Here is a 20,139-nt window from a genome sequence, read left to right on the forward strand (position 1 = left end):
TCACAGCCACTTCAACAGGCGGAAAACCCAGATCTGGACCGCGCTGATCGCGGTCAGGATGGCGAGGAATATCCAGAAGGCGCTGGGCAGGTCGGCACCGGGTATGCCACCGACATTGATCCCCAACAGACCGGTCAGGAAGCCCAGCGGCAGGAAAATCGCGGCGATCAGCGACAGCACATAGAGATTCTTGTTCATCCGGTCAGCCAGCGCATTGGCCAACTCGTCCTTGACGATCTGCGCCCGCTCGCGAATGGCGTCGAGGTCTTCGAGATAACGGGTGATGCGATCGAGGTTTTCCTGCAGACGCCGCCTGTGGGCCGTGCTCAGCCAGACGAGCTCTGATGTGCGCAGATAGGCGATGACATCGCGCTGGGGCGCAAAATAGCGACGGAAAATGATGGCCTGCTTGCGCAGCGCGGTGATCGCCTGACGCTCGGAGATGGACGGGTCCTCCATGACCCGCTCCTCAACCTCGTCGAGACGCTCATGCAACTCGGTCATGACCGGTTCCATGCGCTCGAACAGGCGGGCCGAGAGCAGGCCGATGAACTCGCCGGCGTCCTTGGGACCATTCCCGATTGCGAGCCGGTCCTGGATATCCTTCACTGCCTTGAGCGGGCGCCGCTCTACCGAGATGATCCGGTGCGGATCGACCCAGAGCCGGATCGAGACCATGTCCTCGGGCTGGGCGTCAGCGTTCAGATTGACGCCGCGCAGGATCATCATCGCGCCCTGTTCGAATTCCAGCATGCGCGGCCTCGTCTCCTCGGCCAGCAAGGCGTCGATGATGAGCGGGTCGAGATAGTCCAGCTCGCGCTCGATCCAGTCCCGCGAAGCGTCATGACGTGCATCCAGATGCACCCAGGCGAGGGCATCATCCTGGATTTCATGGGCGACCGCTTCGCCGCTCAGAGGATGGGCGCCGCCATCTCCGGTGATCGAGGCCGCGTAGAGAATGCCGGCGCTGTCATCCATGTCAGGCCTCCGTTGGCGAAGGCGGCGACTTGATATGGACGTCGCGCTGCGGGAAGGGGATTTCGATCCCGGCTTCGCGGAACTTGCGCCAGATCGTGAACATGACCTCGCTCTGCGGCGCCCAGCGGCCCTGCACGACATCACCGATCCAGAAGAGCAGGATGAAATCGACCGAACTGTCGCCGAAATTGCGCAGGAAGCATTGCGGTGCAGGATCCTCGATCGTGGACGGGTGTTCGCGGGCGGCTTCGAGGATCAGGGCCTGGGCCTGTTCCAGATCCGAGCCATAGGAGATTCCGACCGCGATCTCGATCCGGCCGCGCGTATTGGTCAGCGTCCAATTGGTAACGCGATTGGTGATCAGGTCCTCATTGGGAACCAGGATTTCCTTGCCATCGACGGTCTCGATCAGTGTGTAACGGGCGCTCGACCGGCGCACGAAGCCGGTTATGCCGTCCGGCAATTCGATCAGGTCATCCTGCTCGACGGATCGCTCCAGCAACAGGATCAGACCGGAAATGAAGTTCGAGGCAATCTTCTGCAGACCAAAGCCAAGGCCAATTCCAAGCGCACCGGAGAAGACGGTCAGAGTGGTCAGGTCCAGGCCCATGAGGTCCATCGTCACCAGGAAGGCGACCACGTAGAGCGCGATCTGGAAGACCTTGGTAATCAGGATGCGCGTGGTTGGCCGCATCCGGGTCAGCTTGCTCAGGCGCCCTTCCACCAGGGCTGCGACGATGGCCGTGGTCCAGAAGACGAGCGCCAGCACGAGGATGCCGCGCAGCGAGTCATAAGCACTGATCGACAGGCTGCCGACCGAGAAGGTGAGCATGGGCGCATCGAGATATTCCCGTACGACATCAAGATGCCCCGTTGTGCCGGCAACGACGATCGCGACCAGGGTCAGGAACAACAAGATCCCGGCCCAAGCACCGTTCGGCTTGATGAGCGACAGCCAGAATGTCTTCATGCGTCCGTCTTTCCGATAGGGGCGGCGATCAGTTCAGCGAGGTTCGGCCTGTGAAGCTGACCCCAGCCGTACTCCGCGTTCCCGTGTGAGGCAAGCGCTTGCGAGGCCTCAGTAATCGCGCCGCCAGCGAATGGCGACGGAGGCGTCGGTGTCAGCCGAGACGCGCGACAGGACTGACAGGTCGGCGGTCAGCGACCATTCGATGAGGGCTTCATTGATGGCCGCAGCTCCGGTGCTGCCGACTTCGACATAGACATTGTCGCCAAAGCGTCGGCCGCCAACAACTGACAGATTGCCATCCTCATTGGTCGAGATGTCGAGCCGATCTATGCCCGCCAGGTCGCGCAATTGCCCGACCACGTCCAGCAGGTTCTGACCGGAGAGCTGGGCTGCCAGTTGAGCGGCTTCAAAAGCACCCAGCTCGCTGACCGACTGGTCGAAGAGCAGGCGAGAGAGAATTTCGTCCTCAGGCAAGGCGGGATCACTGGACAGGGTGATGGTCGGAGCCTGGACCGACCCCTCGACCCGGGCGGAGGCGCGAAAACCCGTGCGGCTGTGGATGGCGGTCAGATCAACGCGGGCATCGCCAGGCGCTCCGTCAAAGGTCACCACCCCATTGGCGAGGCTGAAGCGGCGGTTGAAGACAAAGGCGGTGCCGCCGACCAGATTGGCTGTCCCGTTCAGCGCCGGCTTGGATTCCGGACCGGTGATATGCAGGTCGACACCCCATTCCGACGAGAAGGCGCGCGACGAGACATACAGTCCGTTCTCGGCCCGGACGCGATAATCCAGACGGATCGGGATGCGAGTCTCATTGGCTGCGCGGCGGTCCTTCGGCAGATTGATCTCGACCACTTGCAATTGCGGAATGGAGCCTGCCCCATTGAGTGTGGGCTGGGTCCGCAGCTGATCGATCCGGCTTTCGCCGTTGACCAGAAGCCCTGTTTCGTCGAGCGTCAGTGCGAGGTCGCCGCTGGCCTGCAGGGTCAGTTCCGGGCGGCGAACGGCCACGAAACGCTCGAAGGTGAAGCGGCCCTCTCCGCTGACACGCCCGGCCGCGTCCCGCGCCACCCGTCCGCTGCCGGAGAGCCGGCCCTCCCGATTGTCAGAGGCGGAGAAGCGGGTGAGCTCGGCGCTGTCTTCGCTGAGAATGAGGTCGAGCTCGACTTCGGTCACGAGGCTGCCGGCCGTGGTCGCATTGATCTGTCCGTCGCGCAGGGTGGCCGTACCGTTCAACCGGGGTTCGCCGACTGTGCCTGAGACGATGAATTCGCTGTCGATGCGCCCGCTATCCATCAGTATGTCCGACGGCAAGACAAGCGCCGCCAGGGCCATCAGCTCGCCATTGGCCGTTATCTGACCGGACAGGGGCGCATCTGCTTCCCCTTGTGGCCGGGCGATATTGAGGGTCGGTCCGGCGCGGTTGATCTCCCCGCTGGCCTCCAGGCCGCCGCCGGTCAGGCGCAGGCTGGCATTGGCCTCGTCCTGCAGCGACGCGGTCAGCACCATATTCATCTCGGGCATGTCCGGAAGATCACCGGCCAGCAGGCCGGTGGCTTCCAATTGCGCTGAACCGCGCCAGACTCCGTCACGCTCGCGCAGATCAGCGCTTCCGGAGAGCACGCCCTGCGTGGCGGGCATCGCGGTGATGTCGGCCAGCACACCCATTGGCAGGCTGTCGATGGTGAGACTCGCGACCGGGCTGATTCCGGAGGTTTGGAGGTCAAGGTCGAGACGTCCGCCGCCGAGGGTGAAGGAGGCGAAGGCCGAGACGCCGTCGGCGCCTGTGGTAAAGCGGATGGGTTCCAACGTGTTCCAGTTGTGGGCTGCCCATTTGCCCGAAGGAGACAAGCTGACCGAGACCCCGTCCGCGGTGATGGCGGCCTCTCCGGTCGCGTTGAGATCGACGTTTGATCGCATGCGCCCATCCGCGCTGGCCGCCAGTATCATGCCGGAGAGCGGGCCGGCCAGGGTCAGGCTGGCGGCGTTGAGGTCGGCGGCGCCCAGACGCTGGGACTCGAGTGTGAGCTCGGCGTCCAACCGGCCTTCGAGAAGGTCATCCGCGTGGCCGCTATAGCTGGCATTGAGCGCCATTAGATCTTCTCGCAGGGCGTTGAGGGTGACGGCCAATTCATTACCGACCATCCCCGCAGAACCTTCAAACCGGGCGTCGCCATACCGACCGCTGGCCAGTGTCAGATCCAAGCGGTCTGATCCGGACTCGAAGCGCCCATTCATCGCCAGCGCGGTCCCGGCTTCACTCTCTGCGGAAAAGACCCATTCCAGGCGGCTCATTTCGTCCGGGCCCTGGCTTAACTGTCCGCGCACGCCCAGCCGGGGCGACTGTAAATCCAGTGGTCCCGCCTGCAGCCGGCGCGTGGTGGTCACCGCGCGGATACGCAGCGCCTCGGGATCCCGGACAAGGCGAAACGCCGTCGCAAGGCCGCCCTCGATTTCGGCTGCGGCGACCGGTAGTGCGCCGACGAGGGCGAGGTCGCCGCCAATCTGCCAGTCCTGCGCGTTGCGCGCATTGCCGGTCAGGGTGAGGTCGAGCGCGGGGCTGCGGGCGTACAGCCGGGATATCGTCCAGGCATCATCCTCGCCGGAAAGGTGCAGCTCGGCCTGTAATCCGTCGAGCAGCCCCTGCGTTGTATCCGGCCAGGTCATCGCTGTGGTGTCGATTTGCGCGGTCAAACTCCGGTTCTCGGTGAAGGTGATTTGGGCTGCGGCCGGGCCGCTTACCCTATCGAGCAATTGCCGCGTCTCGGCGATCTCGATCCGAGCTTCACCGATTGGCCAGCTTGTGCCCGGTGGAAGATGGCCGTTTGCGGTGACTGTCAGCAGCGGTGCGTTGATCGAGAAGCCGGGCTCGATCTGCCACCCGTCCTCACCACCTCTGTCATGCACGCGCCCGGTCACCCGCAAAGCGTCGCCAAGCAGGCGATCCGCCTCCGCCTGGCCCGTTGCCAACCCGGATATCTCGATATCCAAATCCAGCCGCGGGCGGCCGCTCGGGAGGCTGACTTCGACCCGTCCATTGATTTGCGCCGCGCTGACCGGGTCGAACATCAGGCCCCGAAGGTCGGGTTCGAGGACGATGCGCGGAGCTGTACCGCGAAAGATGACGGCCTGTCCCGTCAGCGATTCCACGGCCGCTTGCCCGCCCGACAGCCGGTCGAGCAAAGCTGGGCTGATCTCGTAGTTCGCCAGGATTTCTGGCGAGGTGACCTCACGCAAGCTGACGTGGCTGCCACGGCTTTCCAGAGTGACCGTCTCAATCGTGACGGCATCCCCTCGTTGGCCCGATGCCCTTGCCGAAACGGTCTCGACTTCGGCGGTCAGTCGGTCCGGCACGAGGCTCCAGTTGGCGAGCTGAATCTGTGAGCTTGTGGTCCAGTGCGTGGCGTCCCAGGCCAACTCCGCCCGCGCCCAGCTTTCGCCGTCCGCGACAAGGTCCACCGTACCGCGACCCGTGGCGCTGTCCCCGTCGAGGCTCCCATCCAGTCGTACGGCGTGTCCGGGCATGCGCAGAAGGGCGGCGAGCGTTCCATCGGGCGCGCCGACAGCACTCAGTGTTCCGGATACCTGGTCGGTCGACAGCCTGAAATCGGCATTCAGTCGGTCCCCCGGGGCATCCAGCCTGTTGGCATCGAGCGCGATCCGGCTGACCTCCGGACGCAGGCGCGCAGTGGCCTCGAGCGAGAGTTCGGCTGCGGGCCCGGCCAGCCCCTCGGCGAGGACAAGGCGCGTGATCGCCAGCGTGCGGAGATCGATGGCGGGCGGAGAGGGGAGGCCGCCGTCGGAGCCGGACCGGTTCCGCGAAACCGGCTCTGCAAGCACGGGGCGGCGGGCCACAGCAATCCGGTTGATCATCAGCTCATTGATCCGGATCGGTCGCGACATCAGGCTGCGCGCCTGCCAATCGAGCGTGATGTCCTCGGCTGTCAGCCAGACGCCTTCATCATCGCTTAGTGTGAGGGTGTCGATATGCAGGCGGGCCAGCGGGTCGCCGCTTAGCCCGGACACGCTGATACGGCCAATGCCGGGAAGGTTTCGACCATCGAGCTGGCTGTGGGCCAGCCAGCGTCCCGGCGCATTCCCCGCCGCCAGACGCAATCCGACCGCCATCAGGCCAAGGATGATCAGCGTCATGCCGGCCAGAAGGGCAATGCGGCGTATGAGGGCGGGGAGCGCCATGCTCAAAAAGCCTGGCCGAGGCTGAGATAGATCTGGAAGCCTGGCTCGCCCGTGCGGCGGTCCAGCGGTGTGGCGAGGTCAATGCGAACCGGCGCGAAGTCGAAATAATAGCGCGCACCCACACCGATGGCGCTGCGCATGCCCCCAAACTCGGGGGCGTTGAGATCGGATGCGATGGCATTGTCTATAAAGGCGACGGCACCCCATTGCGGCGTGACCCGCCAGCGCAATTCCGTGCTCAGTTCGACGACGGACAGGCCGCCAAAGGGTTCACCGTCCGATCCGATCGGGCTGAGAGACTGGTATTCGAAGCCGCGCGCCGAGCCGCCGCCGCCGGCGTAGAAGCGGTCATCGGCGGCAAGTGTGGTAGCTGATGTGCCCAGGACCGATCCGACCCGCGCCCGCACCGCAGCCACGAGCGTGTCGCTCAATGGGTGATAACCGGAGGCACGGGCCTCGACGCGAACATACCGGCCATCGACATCACCAAAGGTCAGTGCGGGCGTGACCCGCAGGCTGGCCCGCAGCCCGCCGGTCGGGTCGAGCGCGTCATTGCGGCTGTCATAACCGCCACTCAGATCAAGGGCGGCGGTGATGATGTCGCGCTCGCCGGCAATGTCGGTGACGCGCGAGCTGTCGAGCGTCAGGCCGACACCATATAGGCGGCGTTCGCCGACGCGGCGGGTGATCTCGACCCCGGCCTCGACTTCGTCCTGATCGTAGGCATCCGTGGTTTCACGGGTGAGCCCGGAATGCAGAAAAAGAGTCTGGGCGTAACGCCGCCAATGTGGTCGTTCCAGGCGCGCGGTTGCGGACTGGTTCAGGGTTGCCAGCGTGCTCGAGAGAGTCAGGGTCTCGTCATTGCCGAGGACATTGCGGCGGGTCCACCCGACATCCGCGCCGGCGCCCTCACTGGTCGAATAACGCAAGCCGGTCTCGATCGTGTGGCGATCGGCGGCCGTCAGGTCCACCGCGACGGTGCGTGCGTCAGTGCCATCAACCGGCGGGCCGAGCGTGACCCGGGCCGAGCGCACACTTGCGAGGCTGTCGAGGCGGCGCTGGTAGTCCAGCATCGCCTCGCGTGAAGCGATGCCGCCGCGTTCGAGCGGCGATATGCGCGCGATGAATTGTGGATTCCACGAACCGGTGTCGCGGCTGATTTCGCCATAGCGCGAGAAGGGGCCGGGCTCGAACCGGAAGGTGATCAACCCGTCCGGACCGGCATGATCGACCACCACTTCGCGTTCCAGGAGTTCGGCGTCCGGCCAGCCCTCATTCTGGAGCGACCGGAGCCCACGCGCCTCGGCATCCATGACAGTCTGGGCCAGAAGCGGCGCGCCCGTCGGCAGGTCGATCGCCTCGAGGGCACGGGCGCGGGCGTCACTGGCATCACCGGTCTGTGCATCGACCTGTCCGATGGTGAATTGCGGGCCTGGCAGGACTCGCAGGCGCGCGCCACCGGCATCGTCAACGAAGGTATCGACACGCGCTGCATAATATCCGCGTGAACGCAGGAGCCGTCGTGTCCGGTCGGCGGCGGTCCGGGCATCGCGCATGGCACTCGTCGCCGGCGTGTCCGGTCGTGTGTCGCGCTCGCCGATGGCGAGCTCGATGGCGGCGAGGAGGTCCGCATCCCGGACGCCCTGGACACGCGCGAGCGGCTCGGCATGGGCTACCGAACAGCTCAACAGGACAAGGGCTGGGAGGAGGGCGGTTTTCAACCGGGTCACCTTGGAACGCAATCCCGGTTTTATAGGACCCGCAAGGCGGGATGTCCTCCCCTTTATGGCGTCAGACTGCGGTGCTGTGACGGTTTTCGGCGAGCTGGAAGGCCGGGTCGAGGCGGGCGGCGATATTGCGGACATAGGGCTTGCCGCGCGCGGTGACGATCAGCCGCCCCGCCTCGATCCGGGCCAGCCCGTCGACGATGACGGGCTCGAGGGCATCGACACGATCGCTTGCGGTCAGCTCGGTCTCGAAACGGCATAGCAGATCCGCAAGACGTGTGGCGGTGGCATAGTCCTCCGGCGACCGCGCGACCCCGCGGGTCAGCATGTCTTCACCGGACTCGACCGCCTCGGCATAGCGCACCGGATCAGCGATGGTCTGTACATAGCCTTGGGGTGTTTCGCTGATCGCTGACGCCCCCAATCCGACCAGGAGGTCGCTGGCATCGGTCGTGTAGCCCTGAAAATTGCGGCGCAGTGTGCCGTCGCGAGCGGCGACGGCCAGTGGGTCGTCGGGGCAGGCAAAGTGGTCAAAGCCGATCGCGTCATAGCCAGCCTGGCCGAGGGTCGCGGCAGCGGCGAGCATCTGGTCAAAACGCGCCGAGGCGCCGGGCAGGCGGGTCTCCGGGATGGCGCGCTGATGCTTCTTGAACCAGGGCACATGGGCATAACCGAAGACGGAAACCCGGTCTGCGCCCATCTCCGCCAGCGCCGTCGCGGTGGCGATCACCCGTGTTTCGGTCTGGGCGGGCAGCCCGTACATCATGTCCATATTGATGGCCCGGATGCCGGCGGCGCGCAGCATGTCTGCAGCGGCTTCGACCAATCCGCGCGGCTGGATGCGATTGATCAGGAGCTGGACTTCGCTGGACAGGTCCTGCACGCCCAGGCTGGCCCGCGTCACGCCGTGTTCGGCCAATGCTGCGCAGAGGTCCGGCGTGACCCCGCGAGGATCGAGCTCGACCGCAATCTCGGCACCCGTCCCTACCGTGAAATGCGCGCGCAGCCGTGTCATGATGCGTGCGAACTCCGCCGGTCGCAGCATATCCGGCGAGCCGCCGCCAAAATGGATATGAGACACGCGACTGTCGGCGGGGGTCAGCGCGGCCCGGCGCTTGATGTCGGTGTCCAGCGCATCGAGATAGCGAGCGATGCGGTCATGCCGGTTGGGGATGGTGGTGTGGCATCCACAATACCAGCACATGGATTTGCAGAACGGGATGTGAATGTAGAGGGACAGTTCCGATCCTGCCGGTTGTTGCTGCATCCAGACGGACCAGTCCGCCAGTCCGATGCCCTCATGAAAGGCGGTCGCGGGCGGATAGGAGGTGTAGCGCGGTACGGTTTCCAGCGCGTATCGGGCCAGAAAACGCGGGGCATTCTTGGTCATGCTCGTCTGTCTCCACAATTTTATTGGGAAATTAGACGGCCCCGACCTTTTGGAGGATGCGCCCAAAGCGCGCAGGCGCAGACCGGCCTGAATTGTGCCAGGATGGAGATCAAGGTCGACCGGTCGCCCGCCCTATGTTAGGGGTAACATTATTGTAGATCGCGACGCACCAACGGCACGGCGCGTCAAGCAGGAAGCCGGATATGGCCGAACTCGTACCCGTCGAACCCTTTGATATTGTTGTATTCGGTGCCACCGGGGATCTGGCCTTGCGCAAATTGATCCCGGCGCTCTTCCATCGCTGGTGCGATGGGCAGATCACCGATGACAGCCGTATCATCTGCGCCTCGCGGGATTCCATGGAATCGGCGGCCTTCCAGGAGATGGCCGCCACTCATGTTGTTTCCGCAAAGACCTCGCCAGAGCGCCGGGCGTCCTGGGACAGGTTCGCAAGCCGCCTGACCTATGTCTCGGTCGACGCCACCAGTGAGACGTCTGGCTGGGAAGACCTCGCTGCCGCACTCGATCCGGATGAGACCAAGATCCGGCTGTATTATCTGGCGCTGCCGCCCTCGATCTACGGGGCGATCTGCGCCGGGCTGGCGGCTCACAAGCTGAACACGCCGAACGCACGCATCGTTCTGGAGAAGCCGATCGGCTCAAACTACCACACGGCCCGCGCGATCAATGACAAGGTCGGTGAAGTTTTCAAAGAAAACAACATCTTCCGGATCGACCACTATTTGGGCAAGGAAACCGTCCAGAACCTGCTCATCCTGCGATTTGCCAATTACCTGTTCGAGCCGATCTGGAACGCCAACGGGATTGACCATGTCCAGATCACGGTTGCGGAATCCCTCGGGGCCGGCAAACGGGCGAGCTATTATGACCGCTCCGGCGCCCTGCGGGACATGGTCCAGAACCATCTCCTCCAGCTCGCCTGCCTGGTGGCGATGGAGCCGCCTGCGTCGCTGGATCCCGATGCGGTACGAACCGAGAAGCTGAAAGTGCTCAAGGCTTTGCGGCCGGTGACGGCGGCCAATGTCAATCAGGATGTGGTCCGCGGCCAATACCAGGCTGGCGCGGTCGAGGGTGAGACCGTGCCGGGCTATGCCGAGGAGGTGGGTCAGGCCACCCAGACCGAGACCTTTGTCGGCGTGCGGGCGCATGTCGACAATTGGCGCTGGGCCGGTGTCCCCTTCTATCTGCGGACCGGCAAGCGTATGGCCGCGCGACGCTCCGAAATCATCGTCCAGTTCAAGCCCATTCCGCACGATGTGGTCGGCGCGGCGGAAGGCGCGATGCATCCCAATCGCCTGGTCATCCGCTTGCAGCCGGATGAAGGCGTCAAATTGATGCTGATGACCAAGGATCCCGGGCCGGGCGGGCTCCGTCTGCGCTACGTCCCGCTCAATCTGGCCTATGCCGAGCATTTCGAACGGGACTATCCGGATGCCTATGAACGCCTGTTGATGGCGGTCGTGCGTGGCAATCTCAGTCTTTTCATGCGCCGCGACGAGGTCGAGGCGGCGTGGCGCTGGGTCGATGGGATCATCCAGTCCTGGGAAGACAGCCAGGCCAAACTCTATGGCTATCAGGCCGGCACAGATGGCCCGACCCAGTCTGCGCTTCTGCTGGCCCGTGAGGAGAGAGAGTGGTTTGATGGCCTTGACCGCTAATCCGAACCTCACTTTCACCGAACACGCCGACAAGGCCGCCATGGCCGAGGCGCTGGCGCAGCCTGTGGCGGACCGCCTGGCTGCGGCAATTGTTGAACGGGGTGAGGCGATCTTTGCGGTATCCGGCGGCTCGACGCCGGAAGGGCTCTATCGTCGACTGGCCGACACCGAGATCGACTGGTCGAAAGTGACGGTCATTCTGGTTGATGAGCGCTGGGTCGAGCCTGGCGAGGGCGGGTCAAACGAGACATTCCTGCAATCCACCCTGATGATCGGCGCGGCATCGGCAGCGCGCCTGATCGGCCTCAAGGCGCCGGGTGAGACGCCGCTCGACGGACTGGCGGCCGTGCAGGACGCATTGGTCGGCGTGTCTTTCCCGCCGGATGTGCTGATCCTCGGCATGGGCGAGGATGGTCACACGGCGTCCTGGTTCCCGCGGGCCGATGGTCTGGACGTCGCGCTTGCCGAAACCGGACCGCCGGTTGCCGCCATTCGGGCCAAGCAAACCGCGGTGACCGGCGCGCTTACGGATCGCATCACCTTGACCCGGGCCGCGCTGGCGGGCGCCGGGCTGAGCCTGCTTCTGGTCGCCGGCGACGGAAAGAAGCGCGCACTTGAAGCCGCGATGGAGGCCGGCCCGATTGCAGACATGCCGATCCGCGTCCTACTGCGTTCGCCGGACGATTGCCCCGAAATTCACTGGACGCGCTGAGCGCGTCCGCCTGAACGGAAGACTGATGATGACCCAGACGATCAAGGCGACCCTTCGCGCCGTCACGGACCGTATCCGCGAGCGCAGCGCGCCGACCCGTTCGGCCTATCTCGCCCAGATTGCGGCCGCCCGCGAGACGGGTCGCAATCGCTCGACCCTGTCCTGCGGAAATCTCGCCCACGGCTTTGCCGCCTGTGGCGGGGCGGACAAGCGCGCCCTGAAAGATGGTGGCTGGGCCAATGTCGGCATCGTCACCGCCTATAACGACATGCTGTCTGCGCATCAGCCTTTCGGACCCTATCCGGACATCATCAAGAAGGCGCTGAATCAGGTCGGTGCCGTTGGCCAGATCGCCGGTGGCGTACCGGCCATGTGCGACGGCGTCACCCAGGGCCAGCCGGGCATGGAGCTCTCCCTGTTTAGCCGCGACGTGATCGCCATGTCGACGGCGGTGGCCCTGTCTCACAACATGTTTGACGCTGCCCTGTGCCTGGGCGTGTGTGACAAGATCGTGCCGGGCCTGATGATCGGCGCGCTGCGCTTCGGGCATCTCCCCGTGATCTTCGTACCGGCCGGCCCGATGCGGTCCGGCCTGCCCAATCCGGAGAAGGCCAAGGTCCGCCAGCTCTTTGCCGAGGGCAAGGTCGGCCGTGATGCCCTGTTGGAGGCCGAGAGCCAATCCTACCACTCGCCGGGGACCTGCACTTTCTACGGAACGGCGAATTCCAATCAGATGTTGATGGAAATCATGGGGCTGCACATTCCCGGCGCCGCTTTCGTCAACCCGGCCGACCCGATGCGCGAGGCTTTCACGCGGGCTGCAGCCCAGCGTGCCGCCGCGATCACCGCCGACAAGGACGCCTATGCCCCGATGGGCGAAATCGTCGACGAAAAGGCGATCGTGAACGCGATTGTCGGCCTCCATGCGACCGGCGGCTCGACCAATCATACCATTCACCTGATCGCCATTGCCCGGGCCGCCGGCATCCTGGTCGACTGGACCGATTTTGATGCGCTCGCCGATATCACGCCGCTCCTGTGCCGCGTCTATCCCAATGGGCCGGCCGATGTGAACCATTTCCATGCCGCGGGCGGGTTGGGCTATGTCATCCGCGAACTGCTCGATGCCGGCCTGCTGCATGAGGATGTGAAGACGGTGATGGGCGACGGCTTGCGCGCCTATGCCAGCGAGGCTTTCCCCGATGGCGACGGGTTGATGTGGCAGCCGGCCGCCACCGAGTCCGGCGATCTCGAGATTGTGCGCCCGGTATCGGAGCCCTTCTCCGCCGATGGCGGGCTGAAACTCCTCGACGGTCCACTTGGCCGCGCCGTGATCAAGGTTTCGGCGGTCAAGCTGGAGCATCGCATCGTTGAGGCGCCGGCCGTCGTGTTCGAAAGCCAGGATGATTTCCTCGACCGCTTCAAGACGGGCGAACTTGACCGCGACTTCATCGCGGTTCTGCGCTTCCAGGGACCCCGCGCCAATGGCATGCCGGAATTGCACAAGTTGACCCCGGCACTGGGGTCCTTGCAGGACCGGGGTTTCAAGGTCGCCCTGGTGACGGATGGGCGCATGTCGGGCGCGTCCGGCAAGGTGCCGGCGGCGATCCATGTCAGCCCGGAGGCAGCGCTCGGCGGGCCGCTGGCCCGGGTTCTTGATGATGATCTTGTCCGCCTGGATGCGGTCGCCGGCACGCTCGAGATCAAGGCAGACGGGTTTGATAATCGCGCTCTGGCAACGCCGCCTTCAGCGGTCCAGATCGGCATGGGCCGGGAGCTGTTCTCCGGCTTTCGCCAACTCGCCGGGCCGGCTGAGGAGGGCGCGCTGGCGATCCCCGATCTTGCTGTCGCGTCGCACCGCGATGACGCATTGATTCCGGCCTGACCTGCCATCATCCTGTCGCAGGGCCGGGCGAGATTGGTCGCGTGCCTGGTACCGGGGGTTGTCATGTCGACGCGTGAATTCTGTCTTGTGGCCGGAATCGGCCTGAGCCTGGGTCTCGGTCTGGCCACGGGCGCTGCCGGCAGCGATGAGGCTGGTCTTGCGCCCCGGTCTGCATCCGAAGCTGTGCGGGTCTCGGCGCGTTATGCGTCTTCGGTTCTCTTCTTCAAAGTCGGTGAAATCACGCTCGATGCGCGTTTCGGCGACGCCGGATATGCGGCTGAAAGCTATATCGAGGCGGCCGGGCTCGCGGCGCTTTTCACCGATTTCGATATTCGCGCAGAAGTCTCCGGACAGGGGGGTAATGGTGCCCGCGAGCCGGCCGTTTATCAGCATGTCGAGCGGACCGGTTCAAAAGTCCGTTCCGTGCGGGTTGAATTTGCGGATGATGTGGCCCGATCCAATGTGGAGCCGCCCTTTGGCTCCTGGGGCGTGCCGCCGGCCAGTGCCAGCGACCGGACAGATGTGATCGATCCGATGACGGCCTTCTTTGAATTGTCGCGCCGTCTGGAAGGCGGCGAGGGGTGTGACGGCCGTCTCGCCGTATTCGACGGCAAGGCGCGCTATGATCTTCGTCTGGAAACTGTCGGGACAGACCGGGTCCGGACGCGCGCCTGGCGCGGCGAGGCACTTCTCTGCCATGCCTGGTATGAACCGATTTCCGGCTATGATCCGGAAGACTATCCAAGTGAGTCCGAACTGCGGCACCCGCTGGTCCTCTGGCTCGCTCCGATCGCCGGAGAGTCAGCCTATTTGCCGGTGCGCCTGCATACGCGCGCGGGCTTTGGGGGGGTGACAATCGAGCTGACCGGACTGGCGGTCGAACCGCTGGCTGGCGGCTAGGTCAAAATCCATGCCGGCGTGATCGCCATCACATGTTGCAAGGCAGCATGTTGCTAGATTCTCCAAACCGCTCCACGAGCGGCCCCAAACTCCCGCGTGCAGCTTGCTGTTCCGGGAACGGCGGGGTGCAAGTCCTTGCCCATGCGAAGCCCCAACTTCGCCTTGCACCCCGTCGCGCTTGGCCCACCCCGGCGCAATGAGGGCCGGGTTTTGTGGTTGCCAGCGAAGCGCCTTGGCGCGGGCATGCCGGAAACGTGTTGAAAGCTGAGTTTGCCAGGCTGGCGGGTAACGGCTCCCGGTTGCACGACTGCTGCGAAACACCAATGATGGTTGTCCGTGATTTGGGGACAGGCGATGAGTGTGGGCACGCGCTACCGCGCATTTATCAGTTACAGCCATCGGGATCAGGATTTCGCGCGTGCCCTGCACCGTCAGCTTGAAACCTATCGTGTGCCCTCGCGGCTGGTTGGACGCGAGACACCGAAAGGGCCGGTGCCTCGAAGATTGGCCCCGATATTTCGAGATCGGGAAGACTTGGCCGCGACCGGCAGCCTGACAGCGTCAGTCCGTGAAGCGCTGGCCAGTTCTGACACACTGATCGTCGTCTGTTCGCCGGATTCCGTGGTGTCACGCTGGGTCAATGAGGAGATCCGCGCCTATCGTCAGCTCAATCCCGACGGTGTTGTACTCGCCGCGGTTCTGGCGGGTGATCCTGACGCAGACCCGGAGCTTGAGCCGGGACTCGCCTGCTTTCCGCCCGCCCTGCTGGAACCCGGCGCTGATGGCGTCGTCAACGAGCCGGTCGCCGCCGACATGCGGCGGCAGGCCGACGGGCGTCGCATGGCGCTGCTCAAACTCGTGGCAGGATTGATCGGGGTTAGCCTGGACCAGTTGATCCAGCGCGACCTCCAGCGTCGGCAACGCCGCGTGACCGTCATCACAGGCGTCTCTGTACTAATTTCCGTTACCATGGTGGCATTGACGCTGCTGGCCGTCTCGGCTCGCTCCGAGGCGGAACGGCGCAAGGCCGAGGCCGAGGACCTCATTGAGTTCATGTTGAATGATCTGCGAGACAATCTGGAACCGGTCGGGCGGCTCGATGCACTTGATGCCGTGGGCGCCAAGGTCATCGAGTATTACGACAACCAAGGTCCGGCGGCCATGACAACAGACGAGCTGGGCCGGCGGGCGCGCGCCTTCCATCTCCTGGGCGAAATCGACAGTGCGCAGGGTGATCTGGACAGTGCCTACCAGCATTTTCGTATCGCCTACGAGTCCACGAGCCGTATTCTCGCGGTCGATCCGACGATGCCCGAACGTATCTACGAGCACGCTCAAAGCAGTTATTGGGTCGGGTATTTCGCCTGGCGCCGGGGCGATCTGGAAATGGCGGAGCGTCGTTTCGTCGAGTACCGAGACCTCGCTTATCAGCTAATCGAAGCCGATCCGGAGAATGCCGAGTGGCAGGCTGAGGTCGGTCATGCCCACTCGAATATCGGGACCTTGTATGTGGGTCAGCGGCGGTGGGCGGATGCGCTTGTGGAGGCAAGAGCGTCCCTCGAACGATTCCGGGTCATCGCAGCGGGTCGGCCTGACGATGACCCGGCCTGGTCGAATGTCGCGAGGACCCTCGCCTGGGTCGCGTCTGTTTCGGAGATCACGGACGGCCGGGACGCGTCCATCGCAGTGCTTCGCGAGCAATTGGAGCTTTATGAGAGCGGGCGCATTGATGTGACGGAGGACTGGCGCGTCCGGCGCACCGTGATCGCTGCGGAATATGCCCTTGCGCGCTTGCTGGTCATGCCGAGCGAGACCACGACCGATGCCGATATCGAATTGGCGCTGGCAATACTCGAATCCTCCGCATTGGAGGCCTCAGCCCTGATCGCGCACGAGCCGGACAATTTGCAATGGCGTCTGATTGCGGTCCGGCAGCGTCTTTGGCAGGCGCAGGCCGAGCTCTATAGCGGCGATCCGTCTGGCGCGCGGGACGCTTATGTGGCTGCCACGGGCTATATGGCCCATCCTGCCTGGGGCGGTGCGGAAGGCGCCAGTTTTGCTGTCACGCGATTGCACGCGAGCCTGATCGAGGCGCGAATTTTCGCGGCGCGTGGTGATCACGAGGCCGCGCAAACATCGGTCGAGCATATGCTGGCGACTCTCGGGCAGGTGGATAACTGGTCGGATGCGCTGGAACGCGCGCCCTATTATTTCGCCGCAGGCGCCAACACGCTTGCCGATGCCCTGGCGGCGCAGGGCCAGACTGCCCAGGCGCGACGGATACGTTCCGATATTGTCCGCCGACTGGAGCCCATCCGGAATCGTCTCCGCGTCGATTCCATCGCCGAGCTCGCTTATGCCAATGAGCGACTCGATCTGCCGCTGATGAATGCGGAATAGGATTTGGCTGATTTGCCCGATCAGGCGACCCGCCAAATAACTGCAGGGGATTTTGAATGGCTGTGATCGACAAGGACGCATTTGACGGGACCGTTACCCAGGAAGAATTACTGGGCGCTTGTGATCTGGCCCCGATACAGACCCAGATCAGCCTGATCGCGCGCGCTTCCGATGGCTTTGTTGTCATGACGGGCAATGATGTCGGGCGGGAAGCCTTTGACGAGACCGAGATTTCTCAGATTTTCGTAATCTTTGCGGAAACCGTGAATGACTTCGCCAACGCAGACGCCTCGACCCTGCGGACCGCCGTTTCGGCGGCACTGGCGGGTATGTGGACGTCTTGCTCCAACGATGTGCCCTGCCCATTCGATCAGGCCGCCCATGGTCGAACACGCTTGATATTCCATATCCATGTGCCCGGTTGGGGATTTGAACCGGCTCGTATCAAGTTCAAAGGCAAGGATCCGTCACACGCCTTCTGCGGACTGGACTGGCTCATGCTGAATGGTGAAAACTGCAAGCCTTACAGCTTCCAACTTCAAACCAAGCCGGTCGAGGCGCCTGCGACATATGAATTCGCGCTCTTCATCAACGCGTCGCAGGATGCAGGCAATCAGTCCACGCGCATCATCATTGATCCATCCGTTGAGCTTAACCCGCCTTGATCGGAAAGATCGAAGCACGCACGGCGGCATGCGACCGGAGACCAGATGTGCGTGAACAGATCATCAACCGATTCAATACCGGCGATCTCGCTCGCGCATATGATCTTTGCCAGGCAGGACTACAGGATCAGCCAAATGACGTCTGGCTGAAGCATAGGGCCGTCCTCTGCTTGATAAGGTCTGGCGCCCTGGAGCGCGCCTTTGCCGCGTATCGGGATCACCGTCTCGCTGATGTCCGTGATGACGAGGACTGCCTCGCGGTTGGTGCGCGGCTGCTCAAGGCGCTCGCGCTTGAAGCCCACGGTCAGGACTTTGCCCGTTTGGCGCTCGAAAGCGGCCGCAAGTATGCCGATGTCTATTCTCGGACGGGCGGTCACTATCCGGCCGTTAACGCCGCCAGCATGTTCATGCTGGCGGGCGAGGCCGGTCAGGCGGAACGTTTCGCGCGGGAAGTCCTGTTCGGCAGTTTCGGACATGCCGCCACGACACCGGAAGCTGCCTATTATCGCTATGCATCCGAGGCGGAAGCCAATCTTTTGCTTGGGGATTTGTCGGCGGCCCGCTCCACACTGAGAGAGGCTTTTCGGCAGGATCCGCAAAATCACCTGGCCCATGCGACAACCTTGCGTCAGCTTCGCCTGCTCGTATCGGTTCTCGGCATGGACGCCGATTGGTTGCGGGCGCTTGAGCCGCCTCGCCCTGTCCATTTCGCCGGCCACATCTTCGGTCTGGGTGAAGGGGAGGGGCGCCTCGCCAAAGGGTCGGAGGCGCGGCTGAGGGATATCGTCGACATCACCCTCGCGCGCAACAATGTCGGCGCGGTCTACGGCGCCCTGGCAGCCGGGTCGGACATTATCATCGCCGAGTCGGCCTTGGCCCGCGGCTGCGAGCTGAATCTGGTTTTGCCAGTCCCGGTGCCGGCGTTTGTCGACGCGTCCGTCCATCCCTTCGGCGACGCTTGGCGGGCCCGATTTGATGCCTGCCTGGAGAGGGCCGAGAAAGTTATAGAATTGACCAGCGACCGGCGCATCTTGTCACCGGAGACCATCAATTACGCGAGCATGGTGGCCATGGGTATGGCCCGTATGCGCGCGCAGGTCCTCGCCACACGGCCCTTGCAGGTGCTGATCGCCGAGGGCGGCGGGGAGCGCGGCCTTGATGCTGAATTCGGGACCCGGCGCGATGGCGAGCTGTGGTTGGAGTGCGGGCTTGACCAGGTCCGCCTCGCCTATCCCGGTCCGCGCCAGACAGCGCCGCCAGCGCCCCGGAACTCTGCGCCGGAGCCCGGCTTCCGACCCGCAATGCGGGCAATGCTCTTTCTGGACATTGCCGGCTCATCCTCTGTGCCGGATGATCGCGTTCCGCATTTCGTCCAGTCGGTGCTCAAACCGCTGGCCGAATGTTGTGACGCGCTTGCCGACCTGCCCGTGCATGCCGACAGCTGGGGCGATGGTATGTTCCTGGCGTTCCGGACGGTCGAGCAGGCGGCGCGGGCAGCGGAAAGCCTGAGGCTGGCCTTTGCCGGAATCGACATGCGCGCCCAGGACTTGCCGACCTCTTTGGGATTGCGCATTGCCGGGCATTTTGGCCCGGTTCACGAAGGCAAGGACCCGCTGCAAAAGCGCCCCTCACTCTTTGGCGGTCAGGTGGCGGTCGCGGCGCGTATCGAGGCGGCGACAGTGCCCGGATCCATCTTTGTCAGCGAAGCCTTTGCGGCGGCGCTGGCGATGTCGTCCTCTGACTTTCGCAGTGAGTATGTCGGCCAGACCCGAATCGATTCCCATATGCCCGAGCAAAGGCTCTATGCCCTGCGCGCACTGCCGTTGCGGGCGGCGGCCCGGCTGAGACGTGCGCGATCAGCTGGAGCCGCGCAACCGGTCTAGCTGTTCAGGATCAACCAGTTCGATCCGGTCTTTAAGCTTCTGGAGCAGCCCTTTTCTCTGCAGGTCATTGATCGTGCGCGAGGCGGTTTCCCGAGTGGAGTTCACGCGCGAAGCCAATTCCTTCATGGACGGGGCAGGTTTGATAACCCGCGCCGTTCCGTCCGAGCCGACCGGTTGGGACATGCGCAGCAATTCGGCGTAGATTCGCCCCGGTGCCGACAAGGCTGAAAGCTCGAACATGCGTTGCGTGGTGTGCTGAACACGTCGCGCCAGGATGCGAGCGAGTGCCAAGCCTATTTCGCCATGCCGGTGCATCAGATCAAAGAATGTCCTGCCGTCATAGACGGCGAGGTCACAGTCGGATTCTGCGATAATACCGGAGATGCGCGGCGCTCCGGTCAGCGCGGCGAGCTCGCCGAAAACAGCACCGGCCTCGAAAGCGTCGAGCCAAATCTCCTGACCGTTCTCGGACAAAAGGACAACCCGAGCCCGTCCTCTGAGCAATAGGAAAACCCGATCATCGGCTTCGTCCTGGGCGATGATCGCTGTGCCAGCGGACACACGGGTTCGGTCCGCTCGGGCCACCATCTCCTGGCGAGGCGCTGCGCCCGCAACCCCCAGGTCATTGAGGGCCTCATTCCAAGACGTATCGAGCTTCATGAGGTTTCCCGGCGGCCCAACTGCCACGTATGCGTGGCGAAACATGGCGACAAACCTAGTGGGCTTCATCAAAAAAACCAGCAAATTCTAGCG

The 20,139-nt window shown here is 63.9% G+C and carries 13 protein-coding genes; 7 read left to right on the forward strand and 6 right to left on the reverse strand.

What is annotated here, in order from left to right; all coding sequences use genetic code 11:
- From Q0X62_RS08215 to hemN, 5 genes are all read right to left on the reverse strand, one after another.
- Positions 1-978, reverse strand: a complete 978-nt coding sequence (locus tag Q0X62_RS08215) for a zinc transporter ZntB (RefSeq protein ID WP_297733895.1) — start codon at positions 976-978, stop codon at positions 1-3.
- 1 nt (position 979) lies between these two features.
- A complete protein-coding gene (locus Q0X62_RS08220; RefSeq protein ID WP_297733898.1) occupies positions 980-1,948 on the reverse strand; it encodes a mechanosensitive ion channel domain-containing protein in 969 nt (322 codons plus the stop codon).
- Between the two features lie 108 nt (positions 1,949-2,056).
- Positions 2,057-6,145, reverse strand: a complete 4,089-nt coding sequence (locus Q0X62_RS08225; protein WP_297733901.1) for a translocation/assembly module TamB domain-containing protein — start codon at positions 6,143-6,145, stop codon at positions 2,057-2,059.
- Positions 6,146-6,147: 2 nt separating this feature from the next.
- Entirely contained in the window at positions 6,148-7,866 is a 1,719-nt protein-coding gene (locus tag Q0X62_RS08230) for a BamA/TamA family outer membrane protein (protein ID WP_297733904.1), read from the reverse strand.
- A gap of 70 nt (positions 7,867-7,936) precedes the next feature.
- A complete protein-coding gene (gene hemN, locus Q0X62_RS08235; protein ID WP_297733907.1) occupies positions 7,937-9,262 on the reverse strand; it encodes an oxygen-independent coproporphyrinogen III oxidase in 1,326 nt (441 codons plus the stop codon).
- Between the two features lie 203 nt (positions 9,263-9,465).
- On the opposite strand from hemN, the gene zwf reads away from it, so the two are divergent.
- The 7 genes from zwf (at position 9,466) to Q0X62_RS08270 (ending at position 19,386) form a co-directional block, all read left to right on the forward strand.
- The gene (gene zwf / locus Q0X62_RS08240; RefSeq protein WP_297733911.1) at positions 9,466-10,941 is read left to right on the forward strand and encodes a glucose-6-phosphate dehydrogenase; all 1,476 of its coding nucleotides are present in this window, start codon (positions 9,466-9,468) and stop codon (positions 10,939-10,941) included.
- Positions 10,925-11,653, forward strand: a complete 729-nt coding sequence (pgl, locus tag Q0X62_RS08245) for a 6-phosphogluconolactonase (RefSeq protein WP_297733914.1) — start codon at positions 10,925-10,927, stop codon at positions 11,651-11,653. The genes zwf and pgl overlap by 17 nt, the downstream gene beginning before the upstream one ends.
- Positions 11,654-11,681: 28 nt before the next feature.
- Entirely contained in the window at positions 11,682-13,538 is a 1,857-nt protein-coding gene (edd, locus tag Q0X62_RS08250; protein WP_297733917.1) for a phosphogluconate dehydratase, read from the forward strand.
- A 63-nt stretch (positions 13,539-13,601) separates the two neighbouring features.
- Complete coding sequence (locus Q0X62_RS08255) at positions 13,602-14,438, forward strand: DUF3108 domain-containing protein (protein ID WP_297733920.1); 837 nt, start codon at positions 13,602-13,604, stop codon at positions 14,436-14,438.
- Positions 14,439-14,792: 354 nt separating this feature from the next.
- Positions 14,793-16,838, forward strand: a complete 2,046-nt coding sequence (locus Q0X62_RS08260) for a toll/interleukin-1 receptor domain-containing protein (protein ID WP_297733924.1) — start codon at positions 14,793-14,795, stop codon at positions 16,836-16,838.
- A 56-nt stretch (positions 16,839-16,894) separates the two neighbouring features.
- Positions 16,895-17,503 (forward strand): hypothetical protein, encoded by a 609-nt coding sequence (locus Q0X62_RS08265; RefSeq protein ID WP_297733926.1) that lies wholly within the window; start codon positions 16,895-16,897, stop codon positions 17,501-17,503.
- Positions 17,504-17,673: 170 nt separating this feature from the next.
- The gene (locus Q0X62_RS08270) at positions 17,674-19,386 is read left to right on the forward strand and encodes an adenylate/guanylate cyclase domain-containing protein (RefSeq protein ID WP_297733929.1); all 1,713 of its coding nucleotides are present in this window, start codon (positions 17,674-17,676) and stop codon (positions 19,384-19,386) included.
- On the opposite strand, the gene Q0X62_RS08275 is transcribed toward Q0X62_RS08270, so the two are convergent.
- Positions 19,360-20,046: a Crp/Fnr family transcriptional regulator gene (locus Q0X62_RS08275; RefSeq protein ID WP_297733932.1), complete on the reverse strand. Its 687-nt coding sequence runs from the start codon at positions 20,044-20,046 to the stop codon at positions 19,360-19,362. The two genes, Q0X62_RS08270 and Q0X62_RS08275, sit on opposite strands and share 27 nt — an antisense overlap.
- Positions 20,047-20,139 lie beyond the last annotated feature (93 nt).

The sequence above is a fragment of the uncultured Maricaulis sp. genome, assembly GCF_947259345.1.
In the GTDB taxonomy this organism is placed as follows: Bacteria; Pseudomonadota; Alphaproteobacteria; order Caulobacterales; family Maricaulaceae; genus Maricaulis.